The following is a 26,228-nucleotide window of genomic DNA, read 5'->3' as shown; positions in this document are numbered from 1 at the left end:
TTCGGCGCGGACGACCGCGGCGCTCCGTCACGATCGGGGAGGTCGCTCTTCCTGGGGACGTCGTTCCGCGGCTCGCTCACTCGGCGCTCTGCTCCTTCTGCTGGTCGGAGCATCACGGTACGCCGGGCGTGCTCACCGTGCCCCGTGAGCTGTCGGGGCAGGACCGGCTGCGGCGGCCCGGGACCGGCAGCGCCGGGTCAGGACCGGCTGCGGGAGGCCTGGGCCGAGTCCATCGCGAGTTCCTCGGCGTCGAGCGTCACGAGCACGCGGCGCATGACCTCCTCGTCGAGGTTGCCCTTCTCGCGTTCCTCGAGCACGATCTCGCGGCGACGGTCGAGCAGTTCGCGGCGGATGTCCTGGATCTGGGCGCCGCGGAGTCGCAGCGGAGCGTTCCGGTCCTCGACCTCCTCTTCCTCGGCGTCGCGGCGGAACGTCTCGGCCTGTCGTTCGAGGCGGGCCTTCAGTCGGTTCACGACGCTGTCCGATGCCTCGGCGCCGTACTGCTCGGCCCACGCCGGTCGCCTCCGTTCGAGCAGGGCGATCGCGGCCTCGGTGGTGCGCTGGTTGAGGCGCATCTCGCTCCGGACGTCCGCCTCGCCCTCGGCCGGGTCCTGCACCTTCAGCGCCCGGATCACGAACGGCAGGGTCAGCCCCTGGAGCAGGAGCGTGCCGACGGTGACCACGAAGGCGATCACGAAGATGGTGTCCTGCGCCTTGACGTCGACCGAGTTGCCGACGACGGAGACCGCCGCGGCGAGGGTCACCACACCGCGCATGCCGGTCCACGAGATGACGGTGAGCTCCCGCCAGTTCAGCTTCGGTTCGGCGGAGCCGCGCAGCCAGCGCAGGGACGGGTGACCGCGGGACAGTCGGACGCGCAACGGCCGCAGCCACCGGCCGTTGAAGCGGTTGCGCGCGTACGACTCGAACACGAAGAGCGGTCGCACGAGGATCACGACGACCAGGACGACGGCCGCCGCGGTGAGGGTCTGCGTCAGGCTGCGGTCGCTCTCGACGAGGTCCTGGACGACGGTCTTCAGCTGCAGGCCGATGAGGGCGAAGACGAACCCCTCGAGGATCACGTCCGCACTCGTCCACAGCGGGCGCTCCTGCAGCCGGGTCGCGTAGCCCTCCTTCGGCGAGTTGTAGCCGATGTACAGCCCCGCGGTGACCACGGCGATGACCCCGGAGCCGGAGAGGTGCTCGGCGAGGACGTACGCGACGAAGGGCAGCAGGATGCTCATGATCGTCTCGACGACCGGGTCGTTGATGCGCATCCGGATCCAGTGGACGGCGACGCCGAGGACGATGCCCACCGCCAGGCCGACACCGATCGCGAGCCCGAAGATGCCGAGGTCCTGCCAGATCGTCAGCGACGTCCCCGCCGCGATGAGCGTGAAGACCCGCACGAGGGTGAGGGACGCGGCGTCGTTGATGAGGCTCTCGCCGGACAGGACCGTCATCACCCGGCGGGGGAGTCCGAGCTTCCGGCCGATCGCCGCGGCGGACACCGCGTCCGGCGGGGCGACGACGGCGCCGAGCAGGATCGCCGCGGGCCAGTCCATGTCCGGGATGATGATGTACGCGGCGAGGGCGACCGCGAGCGCGGTGACGATCACGAGGAAGATACCGAGACGGCGGATCTGCTTGATGGACTGCCGGAAGCTCTGCCACGACACGTCGAGGGCGGCGGAGTAGAGCAGCGGCGGCAGGACGACGGTGAGGATCACCTCGGAGTCGATCTCGATCTCCGGCAGGCCCGGCAGGAACGACACCGCGAGCGCCACGGCCGTGACGAGCAGCGGCGCGGGCAGCCCCTTGGCCCGCGCGAAGCCGGTCACCGCGAGTGAACCGATCAACAGGATGAGGAGTTCCGCGGTGTCCATGGTGTCCATTCTCCCATCGACATGATTCGCAGGCTGAACGATCCCGCAGGTCGGGTGGCGCGGCGGCGGACGACAGGGTTTGCCCCGGAGCCGATCGGCTGCGACACTTGCCCGCGGTGGACATCACACTCATAGTCGTCCTGGTCATCGCGTTGGCCCTCTTCTTCGACTTCACAAACGGTTTTCACGACACCGCCAACGCGATGGCGACACCGATCGCCACCGGTGCCATGAAGCCCAAGGTGGCCGTCACGGTCGCCGCGGTGCTCAACCTCGTCGGTGCGTTCCTCAGCACCGCCGTCGCGACGTCGATCTCGCACGGCCTGATCAACGAGGGCCCCGGTGGCGTCGCGATCACCCCGGAGATGATCTTCGCGGGCCTGATCGGCGCGGTCGTCTGGAACATGATCACGTGGCTGCGCGGTCTGCCGTCGTCGTCCTCGCACGCGCTGTTCGGCGGGCTCATCGGTGCCGCGATCGTCGGAGCCGGCTTCGACTCCGTGAACTACGCCGCGCTGCTGACCGTCGTGATCATCCCCGCGTTCCTGTCGCCGGTGATCGCCGCGCTGGTCTCGCTCCTCGCCACGCGCATCGCCTACCGCGTGACCCGTCGTCCGGTCTTCCCGAACGAGCGCGGCGGCTTCCGCATCGGCCAGGTGTTCACGAGCTCGATGGTCTCCCTCGCGCACGGCACCAACGACGCGCAGAAGACGATGGGCGTGATCACGCTGACGCTGATCGCCTCGGGCGCGCAGTCGGCGAACCAGGGCGTGCAGTTCTGGGTCGTCGTCGCGTGTGCGCTCGCGATCGCACTCGGCACGTACACCGGTGGTTGGCGCATCATCCGCACCCTCGGGTCCGGTCTGACCGAGATCCGCGCCACCCAGGGCTTCGCCGCCGAGGCGTCCACCGCAGCCACCATCCTCGCGTCCAGCCACCTCGGCTTCGCGCTCTCGACCACGCAGGTGTCGTCGGGCTCGATCATCGGCGCCGGGCTCGGCCGTCGTGGCTCGAAGATCCAGTGGTCGACGGCGGGCAAGATCGTCGTCGCCTGGTTCATCACGCTGCCGGCCGCCGCAGCCGTCGGCGCGATCGCGTCCGGCATCGCCCGGCTCGGTGTCGGGGGACTCGTCATCGACGCGGTCGTCGGCGCCGCCGTCATCCTCGGGCTCTACCTCTGGTCGCTGCGGAAGCCGCACGACCAGGCCGCCGCGATCGAGGTGGACGTGGCCGCCAACGCGGTCTTCACCCGCAAGGAGCTCCGCGACATGCAGCGCAAGAAGCGTGCCGCCCAGGTCGCCGAGCGGCGCGCCGAGCTCAGCCGTGAGCGCACCCTGCGCCGCATGGCCGGACGGAACGGAGGGCGCCGCTGATGGGCATCGACTGGTTTGCATTCCTCACCGTGGCGATCGTCGCGGTCGTCTCCGCGTGCTTCGTGGTCCTCGTCTACTCGATCGGCCTGCGCCTCTGGAGCGCCGCCGACACGCGCGCCGGCAAGTACACCGTGAAGGACGACGGCACCGTCGGCCCCGCCACGGCCGGCTTCCCCCAGCCCGGCACCGTCCAGCCCGGCGTCCGCGCGTTCCGCGCGCTCGCCGTCGCGTGCTTCGCCGTCTCCGGCCTGGCCGTGCTCTACGGCATCTACCTGATCGTCCCGCAGTTCCACTGACGGGTCACGTCCACCTGACGGACGGGAGGCCCGTGGCGACGCCGCCACGGGCCTCCCGTCCGTCGTCGGTCACCACGCGCGCCCACTTACCGGACCCGACCGGCCGGACGGGCTAGCCTCGACAGGGTGACCGGCAACGAAGCAGCGCGCACCAGGACCGAGACCGACTCGCTGGGATCCCTCGAGGTCCCCGCCGACGCGTACTGGGGCATCAACACCCTCCGGGCGCTCGAGAACTTCCCGATCACGTCGGTGCCGATCGCGGTGTACCCGGACCTCGTCGAGGCGCTCGCGACCGTGAAGCAGGCCGCCGCACGGGCGAACAAGGCCATCGGGGTGCTCGACGCCGAGCGTGCCGACGCCATCGACCAGGCGGCGCAGGAGGTCCGCGACGGGAGCCTCCGCGACCAGTTCGTCGTCGACGTCGTGCAGGGCGGCGCGGGGACGTCGACGAACATGAACACGAACGAGGTGCTCGCCAACCGCGCCCTCGAGATCCTCGGGCGTGAGAAGGGCGACTACGCGTACCTGCACCCGATCGACCACGTGAACCGCAGCCAGTCGACGAACGACACCTACCCGACGAGCATCAAGCTGGCGATGATCCTGGGGGTGCGGCGGCTCACCGAGCAGCTCGAACTGCTCTCCGACGCGTTCGCCGAGCGCGGCCGGGCGTTCCAGGACGTCCTGAAGGTCGGGCGCACGCAGCTGCAGGACGCCGTGCCGATGACCCTCGGGCAGGAGTTCACCGGGTTCGCGCACACCATCCAGGAGGACGTCCTGCTCCTCCGCACGGTCTCGCCGCTGCTCGCGGAGACGAACCTCGGGGCGACGGCCATCGGCACGGGCATCACCGCGGACCCGCAGTACCGCGACGAGGTCCGTCGGCAGCTGCAGGTCGCCAGCGGGCTCGACATCGTGACCGCACCCGACCTGATCGAGGCGACGAGTGACGCCGGTGCCTTCATGACGCTGTCCGGCACGGTGAAGCGCAGCGCGGCCAAGCTGTCGAAGATCTGCAACGACCTGCGGTTGCTCGCGTCGGGGCCGCAGGCGGGGCTCGGCGAGATCACGCTGCCCGCGCGCCAGGCCGGGTCGTCGATCATGCCGGGCAAGGTCAACCCGGTGATCCCGGAGGTCGTGAACCAGATCGCGTTCGCCGTCGCCGGTGCCGACACCACGGTGACGATGGCCGCCGAGGGCGGGCAGCTGCAGCTCAACGCCTTCGAGCCGATCATCACCCACTCGATCCTGCAGTCGCTGCAGTGGATGGCGAGCGGGTGCGCCACGCTCCGGGTGAACTGCGTCACGGGCATCGAGGCGAACGAGGCCAAGCTCGCCGCGCAGGTGGACACCAACGTCGGCGTCGTCACCGCGCTGACGCCCTACATCGGCTACGCGGCCGCGGCGTCGATCGCGCACACCGCGTTGACGACCTCGACGCCGATCGCGACGCTCGTCACGGCGGCGGGGCTGATGGACGAGGACCAGGTGCAGCGGGTCCTGTCGCCGGCGCGCTTGTCGGGCATCGAGCTCGCGACGGGGGCGATCCCGATCGTCACCGAGGAGATGTTGGACGCCGAGGCGGAGCGGGTCGCGCGCGAGCGCTGACCCCGTCCCGCGGGACGCAACCTCGGCGGCACTGCGCAGCGGTACAGCGCTGCGAGGCGTCGCCGACGTTGCGTCGTGCGAAGCGCCGCGCGAGCGCTGGAGCCTAGGGCAGCGGGGGCTCGCCGACCCGCACCTGGTGCGACATCGCGCGCAGGTGCTCCTCGGTCGGCGAGGGCTCCTCGTGCTCGTCCTCGGCACGCTGCTGCGCGGCGAGCCGGACCCGGTGCGCCGCAGCGATGTCCTGGTCGCGCCAGCGTGCGAGCGTGAAGTTCCGCGTGACGTCGCGCAGCGGCAGTCGGATCGACTCGTCAGCCTCGATGCCCGCGAGGAGCTGACGCATCCGGATGACCTCGGAGTCGAGCTCCCCGCCGACGACGAGCACGAAGTTCGAGATGTACAGGTACACGAGCAGCAGGATCGCGCCGCCGAGCCACCCGTAGGCCCGGTTCCCGCTGCCGCCGACCGTCTCGACGTAGATCGAGAAGCCGAGGGTCGCCACCGCCCAGGTCACGATCGCGAACGCCGCTCCGGCCGACACCCACCGCAGCTGCGGGGTCTTCACGTTCGGCGTCGCGTAGTAGAGGACCGCCACCATCACCACGAGGACGACGGCGAGCACGGGCCACTTCGCCACGTTCCACAGGTCGTCGATCCACGGCGCCCACCCCAGCTGCCGGACGATCGCTGCCGAGATCGTCGGGGTGCCGAGCAGGATGACGATCGCGATCGCCCCGCCCACCATCACGAGCAACGTGACGAGGAGCATCATGCTGCGGAACTTCCAGATCCGCCGGCCCTCCTCGACCTCGTAGGCGGTGTTCATCGCGCGTCCGAACGCCGTGGCGTACCCGGAGAGCGACCACAGCGTCAGGACGAGCCCGATCGAGAAGCCCACCCACGGGTTGTCGAGCGTCAGCAGCTGGCGCAGCGGCCCCTCGAGGTGCTGCGCGGTCTCGGGGCGGACGATGAAGCCCAGCACCTGGATGATGTCGGTCAGGCTGTCGCCCTGCCGGTCCACGACGGACAGGGCCGACACCACGGCGAGCGCCGCGGGGAACACGGTCAGCAGGGCGAAGAACGTCAGGGAGGCCGCGGCGTCCACGACGCGGTGGCGGATCACCGAGTGGTAGGTGCGCCGGACGACCGCGCGGACGCCGGTCCGCTGCAGGTCGCGCGAGGCGCTGTCGGGCATGCGATGTACCGTACCCGACCCCACGACGGCCGGGAGGCGCGGTGCGGCACCGCCACGCGCCTCCCGTCCTCGGGCAGGTGCACGAGACTCGGCCCCGCGGACAAATTCGCCGTTCCCGCGCGCGAGTCTCGTCCGCTAGGCCGAGTCTCGGACCTGACGGGGCCGGCACCCGCCGGTCAGTTCGCGTGCGGGTCGAGTGCGTCGTACCGGCGGAAGGAGGGCACCAGCCGGAGCAGCAGTGCCACGAGGCCGATGATCAGCACGCCGCCGATGATCGGCGGGTACGCGATGCCGGCCGCGACGACGAGCCCGGCGTACAGGTCGCCGAGGCGCGGGCCGCCGGTCACGACCACGATGAAGATGCCCTGCAGCCGTCCGCGCATCCCGTCGGGCGAGGCCGCCTGCAGGATCGTGTTCCGGAACACAGAGCTGACGTTGTCCGCGCCGCCCGCCGCCGCGAGGAACAGCGCCGCGAGTCCGAGTGCGGGCAGGATCTCGATGCCGAAGGCCTCGCCGGACCGACCGCCGAGCAGGTGCGCCACCGCGATGACGACGCCGAACGCCGCGATCGCCGCGCCGTACGCCGTGATCGCCCAGCCGACGGCCTCGCCCTGGCGTCGCACGTGCCCGAGCGGGCCGGAGAACACGCTCGACAGCAGCGCGCCGACGGCGTAGGCGGCGGTCAGGGTGCCGACCGTGATCGACCCGCCGCCGATGACCAGCGCCCCGATCGCCGGGAAGAGCACGCGCGGCTGGCCGAACGTCATCGCGACGATGTCGAGCACGAACGTCATCGTGATGTTGCGGGACCGCCTGAGGAACCGCGCACCCTCGACCAGGGAGCGCAGCCCGGGGCGGAGGGCGTCGTGCTCCGCCGCCATCCGGGGGAGGGTGAAGACGCCGAGGAAGGCGAACGTGAAGAGCACGACGTCGATCGTGTAGGTCGGTGCGAAGCCGACGCTCGCGATGAGGACACCGGCGATCGCCGGGCCCACCGTCACCTGGAACCCGGACGCGATGCCACCGAGGGCGCTCGCCGCCGGGAGCAGGTCCGTCCCGACGAGCCGGGGGACGATCGCCGAACGCGAGGCGTTGCTCACGGTCGCGGCGACGGCGTTGACGGTCGCGAGCACGTAGAGGAGCGCCACGCTGTGCAGCCCGAGCCAGGCGTGCGTGGCGATGAGCGCGACCGCGGCCCAGGCGATGATCGCGGACACGAGGGCCACGAGCCGCCGGTCGAAGGCGTCCGCGAGCATCCCGCCGTAGAGCCCGGCGACGATCATCGGGACGAGGGCGATCACGCCGACGAGCGCGACCGCGAAGGTCGAGCGGGTGATCTCGTAGACCTCGAGGCCGACCGCCACGGTGGTCATCTGCGTGCCGATGCCGGCGATCGCCGTGCCGGCCCAGAGCCGCGCGAACGCGGGGGAGCGGCGGAGCGGGGTGAGGTCGGCGAGCAGGCGGCGGCGGGGTTCGGTGTCAGGTCGTGTCACGGTGGAACCATTCTGCGGCCTGCGCCGCCCCGAGCGGGCGGAATCTGCGGGCTCCGGCGACGCGAGCGGGCGGAATCTGCGCACTCCGGCGACGCGAGCGGGCGGAGTGTGTCGCGTTCGTCCGCTGAGCGTGACGGATCGCGCCCGTTCGCGGGGAGCGAGACGCCCGCGCCGCCGGGGAAGCCACCACACCCCAGCTGGTTGACTGACGCCATGACTGACCTCAACAGCAAGCCCGAGTTCGACGCCCCCGAGGGCCCGGCCCCCACCGAGCTCGTGATCACCGACATCGTCGAGGGTGACGGCGACGTCGCGCAGCCCGGCTCGACCGTCAAGGTGCACTACGCCGGCGTCGAGTACGAGTCCGGCGAGGAGTTCGACAGCTCGTGGAACCGGGGCGAGCCGATCGACTTCCCGCTCGCAGCACTCGTCCGTGGCTGGCAGGAGGGCATCCCCGGCATGAAGGTCGGCGGGCGCCGCAAGCTCACCGTCCCGCCGGAGCTCGCCTACGGCCCGGCCGGCGGCGGGCACTTCCTCTCCGGCAAGACCCTCATCTTCATCATCGACCTGCTCGGGGTCCGCTGATGCAGGTCGGCGCGCCCACCATCGAGCTGAACGACGGCCACCGCTTCCCGGAGCTCGGCCTCGGCACCTACGGGCTGAACGGCGACGAGGGCACCGCAGCGGTCGGCGCGGCGATCACGAGCGGCTACCGGCTGCTCGACACCGCGCTGAACTACGGCAACGAGGACGCCGTCGGCCGCGCCGTGCGCGAGTCGGAGGTCGACCGCGAGGACCTCGTCGTCACGTCGAAGCTGCCCGGGCGGCACCACGGCTACGACGAGGCACACCGCTCGATCGACGAGACGCTCGGCAACCTCGGGCTGGACCGCGTCGACCTGTACCTCATCCACTGGCCGAACCCGTCGGTCGGGAAGTTCGTCGACACGTGGAAGGCCTTCGTCGACCTCCGGGACAGCGGCAAGGTCCGCTCGATCGGCGTCTCGAACTTCACGCCCGAGCACCTGAAGGCGATCATCGACGCCACCGGTGTCGCCCCGGCGGTGAACCAGGTGGAACTGCACCCGTACTTCCCGCAGGCCGAGCTCCGCAAGGTGCACGCCGAGTACGGCATCGTCACCGAGAGCTGGAGCCCGCTCGCGAAGCAGTCCGAGCTGCTCACCGAGCAGCCGGTCCTCGACGCGGCGGCCGCGCACGGCGTGACGCCCGGCCAGGTCGTGCTGCGCTGGCACGTCCAGCTCGGCGCGGTCCCGGTGCCGAAGTCCGGCGACGCGGACCGGCAGCGGGAGAACCTCGACGTCTTCGGCTTCGCGCTGACCGACGACGAGGTCCGCGCGATCTCCGGGCTCGAGCGCGGGCGTCTCTGGGACGGCGACCCCGACACGCACGAGGAGATGTAGGGGCTCCCGCCCCCACGGACGGACGGGCGCGCCCCGCTGAGCGGCGACGCGAAGCGTCGCGCGGGGCGCGCCGACCGAGCCTGCGAGGGAGGGGTGTCGGCCGACACCGCGCCTCCCGTCCGTCCCCCGGTCGCCCGTGCGTCTCGTCGCCCCCGGAGGTCGCCCGGCGGGACTACACTGGACACCCCTGTTTCCCGAAGGGTGGCGTGTGTCCGAACCGACCGAGACCGACCGCGAACGTAGCTACGTCGACTGTCTCTTCACCCGTCTCGACGAGCTGACGGCCGAGGCCGAGCAGCGTCTCGCCGAGACCCGCCGCCAGGCGGTCGGCGGCAACCACCAGAGCCGCAGCGAGCGTGACGCCTACGCACGCCTGTACGAGGACACGATCGCCACGCTCGACCGCGTCGGCGACCGCCTGGTCTTCGGTCGGCTCGAGGTGTCCGAGCCGGAGTCGCCCGACGACACGTTCCGGTACATCGGCCGCGTCGGCCTCCGCGACGTCGAGCACCGACCGCTCCTGCTCGACTGGCGCGTCCCCGGTGCGAGCGCCTTCTACCAGGCGACCGCAGCGCACCCGATGGGCATGCGCGCCCGCCGTCACCTGACGCTCGAGGGTCGCACGGTCGTGAACGTCGAGGACGAGGTCTTCGACGCGACCCTGTACGACGACGAGCGCACGCACCTGCAGGGCGAGGGAGCGCTGCTCGCGGCGGTCACCGCCGAGCGCACCGGTCGGATGACCGACATCGTCGCGACGATCCAGGGCGAGCAGGACCGCATCATCCGCTCCGCGCTCGAGGGTGTCCTCATCGTGCAGGGCGGCCCCGGTACGGGCAAGACCGCCGTGGCGCTGCACCGCGCCGCGTACCTGCTGTACACGCACCGCGACCGGCTCCGGGGCTCCGGCGTGCTCATGGTCGGGCCGTCCCCGGCGTTCCTGACGTACATCGAGCAGGTGCTGCCGTCGCTCGGCGAGACCGGCGTGGTGATGGCCTCGCTCGGGTCGCTGTACCCGGGCGTGCACGCGACGATGCACGACCACGGGGACGTCGCCGCGGTGAAGGGCTCGGCGCAGATGGCGTCGCTGCTCCGCCGTGCCGTCCGCTCCCGCCAGGTCGTCCCGACCGAGTCGGTCGTGCTCGACGTCGAGGGGGAGCGGCTCACGGTGCCACCGCAGCTCGTCGCCGACGCCCTCAAGCGGGCGCAGGACCGCGGGAAGCCGCACAACGTCGCCCGGGTGACCTTCAACAAGATCGCCCTCGACGCGATGACCCGCCTGCTCGCCGACCAGCTCCGCGCCCGCGGCACGACGGTGGACGAGGCCGACGAGAAGGTCCTGCGCGAGGACATCCGCAGCTCGTACGACGCCCGTGTCCTGCTCAACACCGCGTGGCTGCCGCTGCCGCCGGAGAAGTTCCTCGAGGACCTGTACGCGCGCCCGAACTGGCTCGCCTCGCTCACGCCGGACTGGACACCCGCACGCCGCGCACTGCTCCAGCGACCGCGTGGCGCGGGCTTCACGATCGAGGACGTCCCGCTCCTCGACGAGGCCGCCGAGCTCCTCGGGCCGTTCGACCCGACCGGCGGTGCCGCGAAGCGCGCGGCCAAGGCCAGCCGCAACCGCGACATCGAGAACGCCCGCCAGGCGATCGAGAACATGGGCGTCGAGGGCATCGTCTCCGCCGAGCAGGTCGCGGGGTCCTTCGCCGAGGGCGGCGATCCCCGCACGACGGCCGAGCGCGCCGCCGAGGACCGCGAGTGGACCTACGGGCACATCGTCGTCGACGAGGCCCAGGAGCTCTCACCGATGCAGTGGCGGGTCCTCGCCCGCCGGAACCCGCTGCGGTCGTTCACGATCGTCGGTGACATGGCGCAGGGTTCCTCGCCGGCCGCCGCGCGCACGTGGGACGACGTCGTCGGTGCGCTCGCACGCCGCCGTCGCGGACGTGCGCCCGTGGTCCCGCTCGACCACCGGATCGCCGAGCTCACGGTCAACTACCGCACGCCGCGCTCCATCGTGCAGGCGGCGGGTGCGTTCGCCGACGCCGCCGGACTGGCGGTCACGCGCACCGAGGCCGTGCGCGACGGCGACCCGGTCGACCGCGTGTCCGTGCCCCGGGCGGCGCTGCTCGACACGGTCGCCGAGCACGTGGACGCCGAGCGGGAGCGCATCGGCTCGGGCACGATCGGCGTCATCGTGCCCGAGGCCGAGCTCACCGCCGTCCGCGACCGACTCGCCCGCACCGACGCCGACGTCCGCGGGCTCGGTTCACCGCGGCCGGGGTCGGTCACGGTGCTCTCGGGAGCGGACGCGAAGGGCCTCGAGTTCGACGGCGTCCTGCTCGTCGACCCGGACCGGGTCGGCGCCGACGCGGCACGCGCCGCGGCCGCGGTCTACGTGGCGATGACGCGACCGACGCGACGGCTGGTCGTCGTCGACGTCACCGACTGATCGGCTCGCCCTCGTCGCGCACCCGCGCGACGAGGGCCGCCCACGCGCCGTCGAGCTGGCTGCCGGGGATCGTGACGGTGGTGCGGGCGACGCTCACCGTCCACGTGAAGTCGTCGGGCACCGCCTGCCGCCGCCGCGCCGGGGCCTCGCGCGGGAGGGCGCCGACCAGGTCGTCCCAGGCGTCCGGGTCGTCGCACGAGTCGGTGTCGATCCGCCAGCCCCGCGAGAGGCCGGCGAACCCACCACTGCGGCGGACGACGATCTGCATGCTCCGGTTCTACGCCGTCACGGACCGGTGAGCACGCCGACGCTCCGCCAGGCGTCCTCGACCGCGGCGTGCTCCGTCGAGCCCTGCCCGAAGCGTGCCGCGGCGGCGTCGACCGTGACCCGTGCGAAGCCGGCGAAGTCGATGTCCTCGGTGGTCTCGGGCGACGTCAGGGCGTCCCACCAGACGGCTCCCGCGCCCTCCCACGCGTACCCGCCGATGGTGGTCGCAGCGAGGAAGAATGCGTGGTTCGGGATGCCCGAGTTCAGGTGCACGCCGCCGGAGTCCTCGGTGGTCTCGACGTAGTCGGCCATGGTCGCCGGCTGCGGGTCCTTCCCGAGCACCGGGTCGTCGTACGCGGACCCCGGGGCCCGCATCGACCGGAGTGCCACGCCGTGCACGGCGTCGGTGAAGAGCCCCTCGCCGATCAGCCACGTGGCCTGGTCGGCGGTCTGCCCGGCGGCGTACTGCGCGACCAGCGAACCGAACACGTCGCTCACCGACTCGTTCAGCGCGCCCGACTGCCCCTGGTACGTCAGGTCGGCGGTGTACTGGGTCACGCCGTGGGCCAGCTCGTGGCCGATGACGTCGAGCGCGACCGTGAAGCGCCGGAACACCTCGTCGTCCCCGTCGCCGAACACCATGCGCCGCCCGTCCCAGTAGGCGTTGTCGTAGTCCTGCCCGTAGTGCACCGTGGCGTCGAGGGGGAGCCCGGCGCCGTCGATCGACACCCGGCCGAACACGTCGAGCCAGAACGCGTGCGTCGCGCCGAGTCCGGCGTACGCCTCGTCGACCGCGGCGTCACCGGAGTCGGGGTCGCCCTCGCGCCGGACGACCGTGCCGGGCAGGGTGGTCGTGCCGCGCGCGTCGGCGACGGTGCGCTGCGGCGAGCGGTCGACCGAGCCGCTGATGCCCTGCGGTCGGACGCGGTGCTCGTGCTTCGGAGCGGTGACGACGTCCATCTCGGCCAGCGCGGTCCGTGCCGCCGAGGCCGCGCGGGGGTGCTGCGACGCGGCGGCGACGGCGCGCAGCAGGTACGGCGGGACGACGGAGTGGCGGCGGGTGGCGGTCATGGCGCCATGGAACCACCGACGACCGACGACGGTGCTGCCCGGTCCGGAGCGGCTGGCCGGCTGGGGCTGCGGGGGCCCGGCGGGTCAGTCGCGCTGGCGGTGCTCCACCAGCGCCAGGGCGTACGACTCCCACCACTGCCCGGCCGCCGGCCCGCCGTTGCAGGTGCCGTCGCTGAGCCCGGGCGTCTTCACCCAGAGCAGGGCGTCGAGCCGGGTGGACCCCGCGGTGACGTGCGGTGCCTGTCCGAGTCCCGCACCCTCGGGGTTGCACCAGGTGCCGCGCCAGCCCTGCCCGTTCCGCGAGACGTCGATCACGAAGTGCGGGTCGCCACCGATCGCGTCCGCCAACCGGTCGGCGTACGCGCGTTCCGTGTCCACCCGGTAGAAGTTCGAGACGTTCGTCGCGAAGCCCTGCGTCCGGTCGACCCCGGCCGCCCGCAGCCACCGTGCCATCTCGGTGACGGGGACCCGGTCCTCGTTGCCGCCGTCGAGGTACACCGTCAACCCGTGTCCGGCGAGCTCGTCCACGGCGAGGTCCAGCAGTCGCAGGCGCTCCCGGCCGAGGCGCTCGCAGACGTGGATCTGCGCGATCGAGTCCGGTTCGACGAGCACGACCGCGTGCGAGCCGGCCATCGCCCGGACGGCCGACCGCACCCACGGCAGGTAGGCGTCCTCGGCGGTGCCGCCGGCGGAGTAGCTGCCGCAGTCGCGGTCCGGGATCGCGTAGAGGACGAAGACGGGCGTGCGGTGCTGCTGCTCGGCGCCCCGGACCACCCGCCGGACGACCTGTCGGGTGACGGACTCGGAGGGGTTCGTCAGCCAGGTCGCGACGGGCTGGTCCGCGATGACGTCGATCTGCTCGGCGGTCGCGCGTTCGCCGTCCGCCCGGGCCTCCGCGGCTCGGCGCGCAGCCTGTCCGTCCTGGTCCGGCTGGTGGGCCAGGCCGCCCGGGAACGCGGTCGCGGCCGACTCGCGCTCCGCGATCGCCCGGCCCGGCTCGACACCGTTGCTCCTCGTCGTCGTCGCGCCGGGGGTGCCGGTGCCGTCCGGACCGTCGTCGGACCCCGACACCGTGGAGAGGACGAGCCCGCCCACGGCCACGGCGACGACCGCTCCGACGGCGAGCACCGCCCACTGTCGTCGTCCGCTGCCCCTGGTGCGGCCGCGCGTCCCCTGCTCCGGCATGCGTCCATGCTGGCAGCAGGCCACAGCGTCGTGCCAGGGTGGCCCGGCGTCCGCCCAGGTGGGGCGCGGCCGGCTGCCAGGAGCCGGCAGCGATACTGACCGGATGTTCCGGAAGCTCCTGCTGCTCGCCCTCACCGCCGGCTACGCCTGGGTGATCTGGCGGATGACCCTCACGCCGCGGGTCTTCACGCACGCGCAGGACGAGCTCGTGCTGCACGTGATCGGTTGGCTGCAGCAGCTGCCGCACGGTGCCTGGTTCACCTACGACCGGGTCGAGTTCCTCGCGAACATCGGGATGTTCGTCCCCGTCGGGATGATCGCGGCGCTGTGGCTGCCGCGTCGCTGGTGGCTGCTGGGCGCCGTGGTCGCGGTCGTGCTGTCGGTCGGGATCGAGCTCGCGCAGGCCCGCTTCCTGCCGTACCGGGTCGCGGATCCGCGGGACGTGCTGTCGAACGGTCTCGGCGGGCTGCTCGGTGCCACCCTCGTCGGGCTCGTCCGGAGCCTGCTGCCGGTGCCGCGACGGCAGCGGCTGCGCGCCCGCCCTGCCTGATCTCTGGTAGTCTCGTCCGGTTGCCGTCGAACGGCCGCGGACAAAGAGCGCCCATGCATCAGGCATGAGCACCGCGCAACGGACAGGAAGGGGATCATCCATGGCACTTGACGCGAAGGTCAAGCAGGAGATCATCGAAGAGTACGCGACCCACCCGGGCGACACCGGATCCCCCGAGGTCCAGGTCGCCGTTCTGACGCGTCGCATCAACGACCTGAACGAGCACCTCAAGGAGCACAAGCACGACCACCACTCGCGTCGTGGTCTGCTGCTCATGGTCGGTCAGCGTCGCCGTCTCCTCGGGTACCTCTCCGACGTCGACATCAGCCGCTACCGTGCGCTCATCGAGCGCCTCGGCCTGCGTCGCTAGTCGACTCGCAGACACTGCGTGACCGAACGCCCCGGTCCTCCTCGTGAGGACCGGGGCGTTCCTCGTCCCCGGCCGGCCACGACCGGGAATGGTTGCGCCCCGGCCACGGTTCGGTACGATGTTCATGCAAACGCATCGAAAGTCGGGAACTGCCATGACCACCATCGCCGTCGTCTCCGCCGGGCTCTCCGAGCCCAGCTCCACCCGCCTGCTCGCGGATCGGCTCGCCGCGTCCGCGGTCGCCGCCGTCTCGGTCGACCAGCCGGGAGGCACGGTGGACGTCCGCCACGTCGAGCTGCGTCCGATCGCCCACGAGATCGTCGACGCGATGCTCACCGGGTTCGCCGCACCGGGCCTGGCCGCCGCTCAGCGCACCGTGCTCGAGGCCGACGCGCTCGTCTTCGTCACCCCGGTCTTCACCGCGGGGATGAGCGGTCTGGCGAAGTCGTTCCTCGACGTGCTCGACAAGGACGGCGTGACCGACCTGCCGGTGCTGCTCGCGGCGACCGGGGGCACCGCACGGCACTCGCTCGCGATCGACCACGCCTTCCGCCCGGTGTTCGCGTACCTGCGCGCCGCCGTCGTACCGACCGGTGTCTTCGCCGCGACCGACGACTGGGGGAGCGAGGCGGACTCCGCCGCGCTGGACGCACGCATCCGCCGGGCCGGGGTCGACCTGGCCTGGGCGATCCGCGCCTCCCGGCGGACGCCGCAGCAGGAGACGCTCGCCGCGCCGACCGACTTCGCGTCCCTGCTCGGTGGCCTCGGCCACTGACCCGCGGTACCGGACGGTGTCGGCCGGTCAGTACCAGTGCGGGTTGACGCTCATCTCGTGGTTCCACGCCGCGCAGGGCGAGCCGTAGGCGTCGTGGATGTACGCCAGCCCCCAGTTGACCTGGGTGGCGGCGTTCGTCCGCCAGTCCGCCCCGGCGACCGCCATCTTGCTCGCGGGCAGTGACTGGGGGATGCCGTACGCACCGCTCGAGGCGTTGAGGGCGTTGGCCCGCCAGCCCGACTCCTGGTTCCAGAGGGAGACCAGGCACGAGAACTGGTCTCCGCCCCAGCCGTAGGCGCCGATCGCACTGCGGGCGTACGCCTGCGCACCGGCCGGGTCGACCGTGACGCCGCCCGTGCTCGGGTAGGACGTGTCGGTCCCGCCGCTGGTCGCGACCGGCGCCGGGGCCGAGGGGGCGGCTGCCGCCGCCGCGCGCTGGGCTGCGGCGGCTCGCTCGCGCGCCCGCTGCTGCGCGGCCTTTTGTGCGGCGACCTGCACGCCGAGCTCGTACCGCTGCTCGGTCGTGGCGGTGGTGTCCTTCAGGGTGGCCAGCTGCGCGTAGAGCTCGTCGCTGTGCTGCTGGGTGTCGGCGACGGCCCGCTCGGCGGCGTCGGAGGCCGTCCGGGCCGTGGCGGACCGTTCCTCGGCGGCGGCGGCGAGGGTGCTCCGCTCGGACTCGGCACGCTCGGCCTGGTCGTGCAGCGACTCCGCCGTGCGGCCGGCGACCGAGGCGTCCTCGAGGACGCCCTCCCACGTGCTCGAGAGCTGGTCGACGGCGCCGAGCTGGTAGAGCAGCTGGTCCGGGTCGTCCGTGGTGGCGATGCGCGTGGTCATCGCGTTCTGGCTGCCGTCCCGGTACAGGGTCGCGGCGAGCTGCCCCGCACGGTCCTGCGCCTGGGTGGCGGTGCGCTCGGCGGTGTCGGCCTGGGACCGGAGCGCCGTGGCGGTCTGCGTCGCCGACGCGAGGTCCGCCTCGGCACGGTCGGCGGCCTCGGAGGCGTCGAGGGCGGTCTGCGACTTCGCCGCGGCGTCGGCCTGCACGGACCGCAGTGCCGCCTGCACCTTCGTCGCCTCTGCGGCCGCGGCCTGCTCGTCCCCCTTCGCGCGCTGCACGTCCTGCCACGTGGGGTACTCCGTCGTCGACGCGCTCGCGGGCAGGGCGGTGACGACCGGTGCGACGAGCGCGCCCACGACCACGGCGGCCGCGACGAGCACGCGCCGGGGAGGGCTGATGCGCATGTCGGCAGGCTACCGGGGACACGCCCGTTCGCCAGGAGCAACACCCGCCGGGTGCCTGAGGACTGGTAAAGTCCTCATCGTCCGGGGACCGTTCTCCGGACGTCACGCTCCGGACGTCACACTCGCGGAGCTGGCACACAACACTGCGCAGACCGGGCACGGAGCTGGTCATCGGTGGTGGCTCGCGGGCCGTTCGGAGTCCCGAGTGCTTCTACTGCTGGCCAGACATGCGCCCCGACCCCTCGGCGCGCACGCACCACGAGTGCCGTCGCCCAGGTCTGCCGAACACGTCAAGGAGGCACCCTTTTGGAGGGTCCCGAGATCAAGTTCGCCGAAGCCGTCATCGACAACGGCAAGTTCGGCAAGCGCGTCGTCCGGTTCGAGACCGGCCGCCTCGCACAGCAGGCCCAGGGCGCGGTCGCCGCGTACCTCGACGAGGAGACCATGCTCCTCTCGGCCACCAGCGCCGGCAAGCACCCGCGTGAGGGCTTCGACTTCTTCCCGCTGACGGTCGACGTCGAGGAGCGCTCGTACGCCGCCGGCAAGATCCCCGGTTCGTTCTTCCGTCGCGAAGGCCGTCCGAGCACCGAGGCGATCCTCGTCTGCCGTCTCATCGACCGGCCGCTGCGCCCGTCGTTCGTCGACGGCCTGCGCAACGAGGTCCAGATCGTCATCACCGTCCTGAGCATCGCGCCGGACGAGTTCTACGACGCGCTCGCGATCAACGCGGCGTCCGCGTCGACGCAGATCTCCGGTCTGCCGTTCTCCGGCCCGATCGCCGGTGTGCGCCTCGCGCTCATCGGTGACCAGTGGGTCGCGTTCCCGAAGGCCTCGCAGCTCGAGGAAGCGGTCTTCGACCTCACCGTCGCCGGCCGTGTCGTCACCGACGACCAGGGCAACGAGGACGTCGCGATCATGATGGTCGAGGCGGAGGCGACCGAGCACGCCTGGGGCCTCATCCAGGGCGGCGCCACCAAGCCCGACGAGGCGATCGTCGCGCAGGGCCTCGAGGCGGCCAAGCCGTTCCTCAAGGTCCTCGTCGAGGCGCAGGCGAAGATGGCCGCACAGTCGGCCAAGGAGATCCAGGACTACCCGGTCTTCCCGCCGTACGCCCCCGAGGTCTACTCCGCCGTCGAGGCCCTCGCCCTCGACGAGCTCAAGGACGTCTACCAGATCGCCGGCAAGCTCGAGCGTCAGGACAAGGACGACGCCCTGAAGGCCCGCGTCAAGGAGGCCGTCGCCGCCAAGGTCGAGGCCGGGGAGCTCCCCGAGTCCGCCAACGGCCAGGTCAGCGGAGCGTACAAGTCGGTCACGAAGAAGGTCGTCCGCGGCCGCATCCTGACCGAGCAGGTCCGCATGGACGGTCGCGGCCTCGCCGACATCCGTCCGCTCGACGCCGAGGTCGCCGTGATCCCGCGCGTCCACGGCTCGGCGATCTTCCAGCGCGGCGAGACGCAGATCCTCGGCGTCACCACGCTGAACATGCTCAAGATGGAGCAGCAGATCGACTCGCTGTCGCCCGTCACGAAGAAGCGCTACCTGCACCACTACAACTTCCCGCCGTACTCGACGGGTGAGACCGGTCGCGTCGGTTCGCCGAAGCGTCGCGAGATCGGGCACGGCTTCCTCGCCGAGCGCGCCCTCGTGCCGGTGCTGCCGTCGCGCGAGGAGTTCCCCTACGCCATCCGTCAGGTGTCCGAGGCCCTCGGCTCCAACGGTTCGACGTCGATGGGCTCCGTCTGCGCCTCGACCCTGTCGCTCCTCAACGCCGGTGTGCCGCTGCGCGCGCCGGTCGCGGGCATCGCGATGGGCCTCGTCTCCGACACCGTCGACGGCCAGACCCGCTACGCGGCGCTGACCGACATCCTCGGTGCCGAGGACGCCCTCGGCGACATGGACTTCAAGGTCGCCGGTACCTTCGAGTTCGTCACCGCCATCCAGCTCGACACGAAGCTCGACGGCATCCCGTCGTCGGTCCTCGACGCCGCGCTGAAGCAGGCCAAGGAGGCCCGCTCGGCCATCCTCGGTGTGCTCACCGAGGCGATCGACGCCCCCGACGAGATGGCGGACACCGCTCCGCGCGTCATCTCGGTGCAGATCCCCGTCGACAAGATCGGCGAGCTGATCGGCCCGAAGGGCAAGACGATCAACGGGATCCAGGACGAGACCGGCGCCGACATCTCGATCGAGGACGACGGCACGGTCTACATCGGCGCCGTCGACGGCCCGTCGGCCGAGGCCGCCCGTGCGCAGGTCAACGCCATCGCGAACCCGACGAACCCGGAGATCGGGGACCAGTTCCTCGGCACGGTCGTCAAGATCGCGACGTTCGGTGCCTTCGTGTCGCTGCTCCCGGGCCGCGACGGTCTGCTCCACGTCTCCGAGGTCCGCAAGCTCGCCGGTGGCAAGCGCGTGGAGAACGTCGAGGACGTGCTCGGCGTCGGCCAGAAGGTCTTGGTCGAGGTCACCAAGGTGGACGACCGCGGCAAGCTCTCGCTCGCGCCGGTCGTCGCCGACGAGGTGGACACCGAGGGCCGCGAGGGCCACGAGAAGCACACCGAGGACAACGCCGAGGGTTGATCCCTCGCGCCTCGCGCTGCTGACACGACGACGGCCGCCGCTCCTGCTGGAGCGGCGGCCGTCGCCGTGTCCCGGGCGGCGTCAGGAAGCGGGGGTCTCCTGCGTGCCGGTGAGCTGCGCGCGGCCGAGCAGGTGCTCGCGGAGCAGGAAGCCGACGACCGCCGGCGTGGCGTCGGCGGGGGCCTCGAGCACCGGCACGTCGAGGGCGCTGACGGTGAAGACGTAGCGGTGCGGACCGTGGCCGGCGGGCGGGGCGGCACCGAGGAAGGTGTCCGTGCCGTACTCGTTGCGACGCCGCAGCGCCTCGGCGGGCAGCAGCGCGTCGTCGGTGCCGGCGCCCTGCGGGAGCGACGTGGTCGAGGCCGGGACGTCCGTCAGGCTCCAGTGCCAGAAGCCCGAGCCGGTCGGCGCGTCGGGGTCGTACACGGTGAGCACGTAGCTCTGCGTGCCGTCGGGGGCGCCGGACCACTCGAGCGCGGGGGAGCGGTCCTCACCACCGGCGTCGGAGCCGCGTGCCCAGTCGGGCAGTGCGCCACCGTCGCTGAAGTCGGGGCTGGTCAGGGTGAACGAGGGGACCTCGGGGAGGTTCCAGTTGGGGTCGTTGGCCATGCGTCCAGCCAACACCCGCGTCCTGTCCCGTGGATGGGACGGACGGGAGGCGCGGGACGGCGCCGCCACGTGCCTCCCGTCCGTCCGCTGCCCACCCGGGAGGCGTCGGACGCGCCCGTCGTGGTCAGCGCGTGATGACGCGCTCGACGACCCGCCCGAGCGCGGCGGTGGCCGCGATGGCGTCGCCGGCGTACGCACCGGCCATGACGCCGTCGCGCGCGAGCATGAGCTCGTCGGCGCCGTCGCCCGGCATCGGGTGTCCGGCGCGCTGCAGCAGCGCGAAGAGCTGTTCCGTGTACCAGTCGCGGTGCGCGGCGACGACCTGGCGGACCGGGTCGCGGGGATCGTGGTACTCGGCAGCGGCGTTGAGGAAGGCGCAGCCGCGGAAGTCCGGTCGGCCGACGTCGTCCGAGACGGCGGAGACCCAGGCGCGGACGGCCTCGACCGGGGAGGCTGCCTCCTCGACCAGGCGCGCGAAGGCCTGCTGCACCCGCTCGTCCTGCGCCCGGATGTAGGCCAGGATCAGGTTGTCCTTCGACCCGTAGTGCTTGTAGAACGTCGCCTTCGTGACGCTCGCCTCGGAGATCAGGCGGTCGACGCCGACGCCGCGGATGCCCTCTTCGTAGAAGAGTCTCGACGCGGTCTCGAGGATGCGGACCTTCGCGCCGCCGGAGCGGGGAGCCGGGGGGACGCTCGACCCGTCCGGCGACGCGAGGTTCGTGCTCGGGCCGGGGAGGCGCTGGACGGCCGGTTGGGGGGAATCGACCGTCACAGCGCTGCTCCTCGGACTCATCGGCTCCGCGGGGGAGTGGGGGGACTCCGCCGCGCAGGACTGATGTCCCGAGCCACCGGGTCGGAATCTAGGGGGGCTTCCGACCCGATGTGACGACTGTACCACAGTGAGGACAGACAGACGAGTCTTTCTATCCTCCTCGGATGTACCCCAGTTCGAGGCACGCGCCGCGAGCCTGTGGAATCTGGATGATCGGCCCTGCCGGGTCAGTAGGCTCTCCTGCGATGAACCAGCCAGTGCCGTTGCCGCTCGAGGCCCAGGACACGTCCTTCCTGACGTCCGGTGGTGCCTTCGTCCGTCGATCCGTGCTGCCGTCCGGTGTCCGGGTCCTCACCGAGTCGGTGCCGGGGGCGAGCTCCACGAGCCTCGGCTTCTGGGTCGGTGTCGGGTCCCGTGACGAGCGCGAAGGGCAGTTCGGGTCCACGCACTTCCTCGAGCACCTGCTCTTCAAGGGCACCGGTCGACGCAGCGCACTCGACATCGCCATCGCGTTCGACTCCGTGGGCGGTGAGCACAACGCCGCGACCGCCAAGGAGTACACCTGCTACTACGCGCGGGTCCGGGACACCGACGTCCCGATGGCGGTCGGGGTGATCGGCGACATGGTCACCGGCTCGGTGCTCGACGCGGACGCCTTCGCCGTCGAGCGCGGCGTCATCCTCGAGGAGCTGGCGATGGCCGCCGACGACCCGGCGGACGTCGCGGGCGAGGCCTTCTTCGCCGCTGCCTTCGACGGGCACCCCCTCGGCCGTCCGATCGGCGGGACACCCGAGAGCATCCGTGCCGTCGGGCGCGACGAGGTCCTCGACCACTACCGGGAGCACTACGCACCGAACGGCATCGTCGTCACCGCCGCTGGTGCCGTCGACCACGACCGCTTCCGCGAACTCGTCGAGCGCGTCTTCCGCGACGCCCCGCGGGCCTCGCCGCTCGCCCGGCGCTCTCCGCAGCCCGTCGCCGACCCGGCGGTGCCGCGCCTCGCCGTCGCGCACCGGCCGACCGAGCAGGTCAGCATGCTCCGTGGTTCGCAGGGGCTGGACCTCCGCGACGAACGCCGCCCGGTGCTCAGCGTGCTGAACGCCGTGCTCGGCGGGGGCATGAGCTCGCGCCTCTTCCAGGAGGTCCGCGAGCGCCGCGGACTCGCCTACGCCGTGTCCTCCTTCGCCCCGGCCTACCTCGACAACGGCGCCTTCGGCGTCTACGCCGGCTGTGCCCCGGACAACGTCGCCGGCGTGGTCGAGATCATCGACGCCGAGTTCGCGCGGATGGTCGACGACGGCATCACCGAGGACGAGCTCCGCCGCGCCAAGGGCCAGATCGAGGGAGCCCTGACGCTCTCGCTCGAGGACTCCGACGCCCGGATGACCCGCCTCGGCCGGTCCGAACTGGGCACGGGGGAGTTCACCGACCTCGGCACCGCGCTGCAGCGGGTCGACCGGGTCACCGCCGGCGACGTGCTCGACCTGGCGCGCGACCTGCTCACCCGACCCACGATCACCTCGGTGGTGGGAGCCGTGCAGCGGGACGAACTCGCCGCGGCCATCGGCGTCGAGGGGTGACGGACGTGTCGCACTACCTGTACCTCGTCCGGCACGGTGAACACCAGGACGCCGAGCACGGACTCCGCGACGGCAAGCTCTCCGAACGCGGCAAGCGCCAGGCAGTGCTCGTCGCCGACCGCCTCGGCGGGGTGCCCTTCGACGGCGTGTACCACTCGCCGCTCGACGCCCCGAGCGAGACGGCTGCGTACCTCGCACAGCGGCTGCCCTCGATCCAGCCGGAGCCCTCGACGCTGCTCTTCGACTGCATCCCGTCGGGACCGACGCCGGACATGCCGCACGCGTACCAGGGATGGTACGGCGGCGTGACGGAAGAGGAGATCGTCGCCGGGCAGGCCCAGATGGGCGACGCCGTCGCCGAGTGGTTCACCCCGGCGCGCGAGGACCGCCACGACCTGCTCATCACGCACAACGCCGTGATCGGCTGGTTCGTCCGCGAGGCCTTCCAGGCACCGGAGTGGCGCTGGATGGGCACCAACGTGGCGCACACGGCGCTCACCATCATCCGGATCCGCTCCGCGAAGCCGGCCGAGGTGGTCACCCTCAACGACCTGGCCCACCTGCCGGTGGAGCTCCGCACGGGTCTGCCGGTCGAACAACCCGTCTAGCGGCGCACCGCCCAGCGCGCCACGGGGCCGGCCGGGAGGCACGACACCGGTCAGCGCACCGGCTTGCAGTACCAGGCGGTCGCGTTGGGGTTCTCGTTGAACGCCGCGGTGCGCTCGTACCCGCGGCTCCGGTACATCGCACCCGCGGCGACGAGCGAGTCGTTCGTGTCGAGGACGACGCTCGTCGCGCCGAGGTCCCGCGCGGCGCCCTCCAGTGCGTCCATCACCGCGGTCGCGACGCCCCGACCCCGTCCGGCGGGGGAGACGTAGACGTGCTTCACCTCGAACCGTGCGTCGTCGTCCGGGGTGGCATCGCCGTCCGCACGGGCGGCGATCCGTCGCAGGCCGCCGCACCCGATCGGGAGCGCCCCGTCCTCGTCGACCTCGTACGCGACCACGAACACGCCGTTCGGCGCCGTGAACTCGACGGCCGGGGTGCGCTTCCGCGAGTACGAGCCCTGCGCACTCGGGAAGGTCGCCTCGCGCTCGTCGAGGTAGGCGTCGAGCAGCGCGTCGACCTCGGGTGCGTCGGCGGGCACGGACCTGACCTGGAGCGGCATGCGTCGATCCTAGGATGGAGCCATGGTCACTCCCGTCGCCGTCGTCGGCGCCACCGGTCGTCTCGGGGGCCTGGTGGCCTCCGTCGTGGAGTCGCTCGACGGCTTCGAACTCGTCGCGTCGCTGTCCTCGAAGGACGCCGTGCACGAGGCACCGCCGTCGGTGTTCGGCGGAGCAGCCGTCGTGGTGGACGTCACCGTGCCCGCGCTGAGCCCCGCGATCGTCGACCACGCCCTGGCGAGCGGCGCGAACGTCCTCGTCGGGACCTCCGGCTGGTCGCTCGACCGCCTCGCAACGCTCCGCTCCGGGCTCGAGGCACGGCCCGACCAGGGTGTGCTCGTCGTCCCGAACTTCTCGATCGGGTCGGTGCTCGCCACGCACCTCGCCACGATCGCCGCGCCGTGGTTCCCGTCCGTCGAGATCGTCGAGACGCACCACGCGGGCAAGATCGACAGCCCGTCGGGCACCGCCGTCCGGACCGCCGAGCTCATCGCGGACGCCCGTCGCGAGGTCGGTCCCGTCGACGCCCCGCACGTCGACCAGCGTGCCCGCGGGCAGCAGGTGGCGAGCGTCCCGATCCACTCCCTGCGCCTGCCGGGGGTGAAGGCGGTGCAGGACGTGCTGTTGAGCGGCCCCGGTGAGACCGTCACGATCCGCCACGACACGAACGACGACGTGGCGTACGTCGCAGGCGTCCGGGCGGCGCTGTCCGCCGTGGTCGGTGCCCGCGGCCTGACCGTCGGGCTCGGCAGCGTCCTCGGCATCGGCCAGCCGTGACGTCGACCTGGCGGTCCCTCCGCTCCCCGTTCTGGGGTGCGGCGCTGATGACCCTGCTGCTCGCGCTCTACATCGGGCTCGTCGGTCAGCGTGCGGTCGCGTTCGTGGCGACCGGTCAGCCGATCGGCATCGGCATCGGCGTCGCGCTGTTCGTCGTCGCGGCGATCGGCGCGCTGCTGCTCGTGCTCGAGGTCCGCTTCGGGCTGCGCATCACACGGCTCGGCGCGCGACTCGAGCGCGAGGGCGCGACCCCGGACGACGTCGTCCCCGTCCGCCCGTCGGGGCGCCCCACGCGCGAGGCAGCCGACGAGCTGTTCCCGCGGTACCGGGACGCCGTCGAGGCCGACCCCGAGGACTGGCGCGGCTGGTACCGACTGGGCCTCGTCTACGACGCCGCCGGTGACCGCAAGCGCGCGCGAGCGGCGATGCGGACCGCACTGGTGAAGGCGGCGGCGACCCGCTGACGGACGGGAGGCCCGTGGCGGTGTCCGCCACGGGCCTCCCGTCCGCCGGGTCGTCGGGTCGTTCCGGTCGTCGGGTCGTTCCGGTTCGTCGGGTCGTTCCGGTCGTCGGGTCAGAAGGCCGCGTCGACCGCGTCCTCGGCGTGCTCGTACCGGAACCGGTAGCCGGAGCCGGTGAGCTTGCGCGGCACCATGCGCTGGCTCGAGAGCAGCATCTCGTCGGCGGCCTCGCGGAGCAGCGTGCGCAGGGCGAAGGCCGGCACGCTGAACAGGTAGGGGCGGTGCAGGTCCTCGGCGACGCGGCGGGTGATGCGGTTCGACACCGCGGCCTCCGGTCCGGCGAGGTTGACAGGGCCGCGCACGTCGGCGGCCTCCGGGCTGGTGGCGAGGTGCACGATCGCGCCGACCTCGTCCTCGAGCGCGATCCACGGCCAGAACTGGCCACCGGTGCCGAGCTTGCCGCCCAGTCCCGCCTTGGTGAGCGGCACGAGGGGTGCGAGTGCGCCGCCGCCCTGCCCGACCACGATGCCGGTGCGGAGCAGGACGACGCGGACGCCCTCGGGGGCTGCGGTCGCGGCGGCCTCCCACTGGGTGCAGACGTCGGCGAGGAAGCCCCGGCCGGCCTCGTCGTCGTCGTCGAGGACGTCCACGGGACGGTCGCCGTACACGCCCGAGGCCGACCCGGACAGGAAGAGCGCCGGAGGGTTCGTCGCGTGGCGCATCGCCTCGACGAGGGTCTCGGTGGCCTGCACGCGCGAGTCGAGGATCTCCCGCTTGTACGACTCGGTCCAGGGCAGCCTGCCGATGTTCGCGCCGGCGAGGTTGATCACCACGTCCGCGCCGTCGAGCACCGCCGGGTCGAGCGGTCGCGTGCCGGGGGACCAGCGGAACGCGCTCGCGGTGCGGGGTTCGCTGCGGGTCAGGGTCGTGACGTGGTGTCCGGCCTCGCGCAGGGCGCGGACGAGGGGGGTCCCGATGAAGCCGGACGCACCGGCGACGAGGATCGAGAGCGGCTGGGTCGACATGCGGCCCACGGTACTCAGCGAGCCCCGGGTTCTCCTCGTGGACGGAGGCTCGCCGTGTCGTGGACGTAGGCTCT

The 26,228-nt window shown here is 72.2% G+C and carries 25 protein-coding genes; 14 read left to right on the top strand and 11 right to left on the bottom strand.

Features of this window, described 5'->3' with window-relative positions:
• Nucleotides 1-197 precede the first annotated feature (197 nt).
• Nucleotides 198-1,886 carry a sodium:proton antiporter gene (locus JOD95_RS16020; RefSeq protein WP_209686086.1) on the bottom strand — a complete coding sequence of 563 codons (1,689 nt, stop codon included), beginning with the start codon at nucleotides 1,884-1,886 and terminating at the stop codon, nucleotides 198-200.
• Nucleotides 1,887-2,002: 116 nt separating this feature from the next.
• Here JOD95_RS16020 and JOD95_RS16015 point away from each other — a divergent pair, with 116 nt between their 5' ends.
• From JOD95_RS16015 to JOD95_RS16005, 3 genes are all read left to right on the top strand, one after another.
• Nucleotides 2,003-3,259 (top strand): inorganic phosphate transporter, encoded by a 1,257-nt coding sequence (locus JOD95_RS16015; RefSeq protein WP_081984745.1) that lies wholly within the window; start codon nucleotides 2,003-2,005, stop codon nucleotides 3,257-3,259.
• Complete coding sequence (locus JOD95_RS16010; protein ID WP_066653232.1) at nucleotides 3,259-3,555, top strand: hypothetical protein; 297 nt, start codon at nucleotides 3,259-3,261, stop codon at nucleotides 3,553-3,555. Before JOD95_RS16015 ends, JOD95_RS16010 begins: the two co-directional genes overlap by 1 nt.
• Nucleotides 3,556-3,681: 126 nt before the next feature.
• Complete coding sequence (locus JOD95_RS16005; protein WP_066653235.1) at nucleotides 3,682-5,166, top strand: aspartate ammonia-lyase; 1,485 nt, start codon at nucleotides 3,682-3,684, stop codon at nucleotides 5,164-5,166.
• A 103-nt stretch (nucleotides 5,167-5,269) separates the two neighbouring features.
• Here JOD95_RS16005 and JOD95_RS16000 read toward each other — a convergent pair whose 3' ends face one another.
• Together JOD95_RS16000 and JOD95_RS15995 are read right to left on the bottom strand one after the other, a co-directional pair.
• Nucleotides 5,270-6,358: a YihY/virulence factor BrkB family protein gene (locus tag JOD95_RS16000; protein ID WP_066653237.1), complete on the bottom strand. Its 1,089-nt coding sequence runs from the start codon at nucleotides 6,356-6,358 to the stop codon at nucleotides 5,270-5,272.
• 176 nt (nucleotides 6,359-6,534) lie between these two features.
• Nucleotides 6,535-7,851, bottom strand: coding sequence for an MFS transporter (locus tag JOD95_RS15995; RefSeq protein ID WP_209686084.1), 1,317 nt, complete (start codon nucleotides 7,849-7,851; stop codon nucleotides 6,535-6,537).
• A gap of 213 nt (nucleotides 7,852-8,064) precedes the next feature.
• Between JOD95_RS15995 and JOD95_RS15990 the strand changes: the two genes are divergently transcribed.
• The 3 genes from JOD95_RS15990 (at nucleotide 8,065) to JOD95_RS15980 (ending at nucleotide 11,727) form a co-directional block, all read left to right on the top strand.
• Complete coding sequence (locus tag JOD95_RS15990) at nucleotides 8,065-8,436, top strand: FKBP-type peptidyl-prolyl cis-trans isomerase (protein ID WP_058728797.1); 372 nt, start codon at nucleotides 8,065-8,067, stop codon at nucleotides 8,434-8,436.
• Nucleotides 8,436-9,272: an aldo/keto reductase gene (locus tag JOD95_RS15985; protein ID WP_066653239.1), complete on the top strand. Its 837-nt coding sequence runs from the start codon at nucleotides 8,436-8,438 to the stop codon at nucleotides 9,270-9,272. Before JOD95_RS15990 ends, JOD95_RS15985 begins: the two co-directional genes overlap by 1 nt.
• Before the next feature lie 208 nt (nucleotides 9,273-9,480).
• The gene (locus JOD95_RS15980) at nucleotides 9,481-11,727 is read left to right on the top strand and encodes an ATP-binding domain-containing protein (RefSeq protein ID WP_209686082.1); all 2,247 of its coding nucleotides are present in this window, start codon (nucleotides 9,481-9,483) and stop codon (nucleotides 11,725-11,727) included.
• On the opposite strand, the gene JOD95_RS15975 is transcribed toward JOD95_RS15980, so the two are convergent.
• The 3 genes from JOD95_RS15975 to JOD95_RS15965 all read right to left on the bottom strand — a co-directional run bounded on the left by JOD95_RS15975 (nucleotide 11,717) and on the right by JOD95_RS15965 (nucleotide 14,250).
• Nucleotides 11,717-11,995 carry a protealysin inhibitor emfourin gene (locus JOD95_RS15975; RefSeq protein WP_066653244.1) on the bottom strand — a complete coding sequence of 93 codons (279 nt, stop codon included), beginning with the start codon at nucleotides 11,993-11,995 and terminating at the stop codon, nucleotides 11,717-11,719. The genes JOD95_RS15980 and JOD95_RS15975 overlap by 11 nt on opposite strands.
• Before the next feature lie 17 nt (nucleotides 11,996-12,012).
• Nucleotides 12,013-13,065 carry a M4 family metallopeptidase gene (locus JOD95_RS15970; protein WP_209686080.1) on the bottom strand — a complete coding sequence of 351 codons (1,053 nt, stop codon included), beginning with the start codon at nucleotides 13,063-13,065 and terminating at the stop codon, nucleotides 12,013-12,015.
• Nucleotides 13,066-13,149: 84 nt separating this feature from the next.
• Complete coding sequence (locus tag JOD95_RS15965) at nucleotides 13,150-14,250, bottom strand: glycoside hydrolase family 6 protein (RefSeq protein WP_209686078.1); 1,101 nt, start codon at nucleotides 14,248-14,250, stop codon at nucleotides 13,150-13,152.
• Between the two features lie 103 nt (nucleotides 14,251-14,353).
• Here JOD95_RS15965 and JOD95_RS15960 point away from each other — a divergent pair, with 103 nt between their 5' ends.
• The 3 genes from JOD95_RS15960 to JOD95_RS15950 all read left to right on the top strand — a co-directional run bounded on the left by JOD95_RS15960 (nucleotide 14,354) and on the right by JOD95_RS15950 (nucleotide 15,945).
• On the top strand, nucleotides 14,354-14,800 hold the full coding sequence (locus JOD95_RS15960) for a VanZ family protein (RefSeq protein WP_066653249.1): 447 nt from the start codon (nucleotides 14,354-14,356) through the stop codon (nucleotides 14,798-14,800).
• 100 nt (nucleotides 14,801-14,900) lie between these two features.
• Nucleotides 14,901-15,170 carry a 30S ribosomal protein S15 gene (rpsO, locus tag JOD95_RS15955; protein ID WP_058742593.1) on the top strand — a complete coding sequence of 90 codons (270 nt, stop codon included), beginning with the start codon at nucleotides 14,901-14,903 and terminating at the stop codon, nucleotides 15,168-15,170.
• Between the two features lie 154 nt (nucleotides 15,171-15,324).
• A complete protein-coding gene (locus JOD95_RS15950) occupies nucleotides 15,325-15,945 on the top strand; it encodes a CE1759 family FMN reductase (protein WP_209686076.1) in 621 nt (206 codons plus the stop codon).
• Between the two features lie 27 nt (nucleotides 15,946-15,972).
• On the opposite strand, the gene JOD95_RS15945 is transcribed toward JOD95_RS15950, so the two are convergent.
• On the bottom strand, nucleotides 15,973-17,184 hold the full coding sequence (locus JOD95_RS15945; RefSeq protein WP_209686074.1) for a hypothetical protein: 1,212 nt from the start codon (nucleotides 17,182-17,184) through the stop codon (nucleotides 15,973-15,975).
• Between the two features lie 306 nt (nucleotides 17,185-17,490).
• Here JOD95_RS15945 and JOD95_RS15940 point away from each other — a divergent pair, with 306 nt between their 5' ends.
• Nucleotides 17,491-19,764 carry a polyribonucleotide nucleotidyltransferase gene (locus JOD95_RS15940; protein ID WP_209686072.1) on the top strand — a complete coding sequence of 758 codons (2,274 nt, stop codon included), beginning with the start codon at nucleotides 17,491-17,493 and terminating at the stop codon, nucleotides 19,762-19,764.
• Between the two features lie 81 nt (nucleotides 19,765-19,845).
• Here the strand turns inward: JOD95_RS15940 and JOD95_RS15935 are convergent, their stop codons facing one another.
• Nucleotides 19,846-20,373 (bottom strand): YbhB/YbcL family Raf kinase inhibitor-like protein, encoded by a 528-nt coding sequence (locus tag JOD95_RS15935; protein ID WP_066653256.1) that lies wholly within the window; start codon nucleotides 20,371-20,373, stop codon nucleotides 19,846-19,848.
• 124 nt (nucleotides 20,374-20,497) lie between these two features.
• Nucleotides 20,498-21,145: a TetR/AcrR family transcriptional regulator gene (locus JOD95_RS15930; protein WP_066653259.1), complete on the bottom strand. Its 648-nt coding sequence runs from the start codon at nucleotides 21,143-21,145 to the stop codon at nucleotides 20,498-20,500.
• A gap of 245 nt (nucleotides 21,146-21,390) precedes the next feature.
• Here JOD95_RS15930 and JOD95_RS15925 point away from each other — a divergent pair, with 245 nt between their 5' ends.
• Nucleotides 21,391-22,725, top strand: coding sequence for a pitrilysin family protein (locus JOD95_RS15925; protein ID WP_066653262.1), 1,335 nt, complete (start codon nucleotides 21,391-21,393; stop codon nucleotides 22,723-22,725).
• A 5-nt stretch (nucleotides 22,726-22,730) separates the two neighbouring features.
• Complete coding sequence (locus JOD95_RS15920; RefSeq protein WP_066657952.1) at nucleotides 22,731-23,333, top strand: histidine phosphatase family protein; 603 nt, start codon at nucleotides 22,731-22,733, stop codon at nucleotides 23,331-23,333.
• Between the two features lie 50 nt (nucleotides 23,334-23,383).
• Here the strand turns inward: JOD95_RS15920 and JOD95_RS15915 are convergent, their stop codons facing one another.
• The gene (locus JOD95_RS15915) at nucleotides 23,384-23,893 is read right to left on the bottom strand and encodes a GNAT family N-acetyltransferase (RefSeq protein WP_209686070.1); all 510 of its coding nucleotides are present in this window, start codon (nucleotides 23,891-23,893) and stop codon (nucleotides 23,384-23,386) included.
• A gap of 22 nt (nucleotides 23,894-23,915) precedes the next feature.
• Between JOD95_RS15915 and JOD95_RS15910 the strand changes: the two genes are divergently transcribed.
• Nucleotides 23,916-24,668, top strand: a complete 753-nt coding sequence (locus tag JOD95_RS15910) for a 4-hydroxy-tetrahydrodipicolinate reductase (RefSeq protein ID WP_209686068.1) — start codon at nucleotides 23,916-23,918, stop codon at nucleotides 24,666-24,668.
• Nucleotides 24,665-25,132 (top strand): hypothetical protein, encoded by a 468-nt coding sequence (locus JOD95_RS15905; RefSeq protein WP_374191739.1) that lies wholly within the window; start codon nucleotides 24,665-24,667, stop codon nucleotides 25,130-25,132. The genes JOD95_RS15910 and JOD95_RS15905 overlap by 4 nt, the downstream gene beginning before the upstream one ends.
• 110 nt (nucleotides 25,133-25,242) lie before the next feature.
• Here the strand turns inward: JOD95_RS15905 and JOD95_RS15900 are convergent, their stop codons facing one another.
• Nucleotides 25,243-26,154, bottom strand: a complete 912-nt coding sequence (locus tag JOD95_RS15900; RefSeq protein WP_209686067.1) for a TIGR01777 family oxidoreductase — start codon at nucleotides 26,152-26,154, stop codon at nucleotides 25,243-25,245.
• Nucleotides 26,155-26,228: the final 74 nt, after the last annotated feature.

The sequence above is a fragment of the Curtobacterium sp. 1310 genome (assembly GCF_017834105.1).
Taxonomy (GTDB): domain Bacteria; phylum Actinomycetota; class Actinomycetes; order Actinomycetales; family Microbacteriaceae; genus Curtobacterium.
This window is presented reverse-complemented; position numbering and strand designations above follow the sequence as displayed.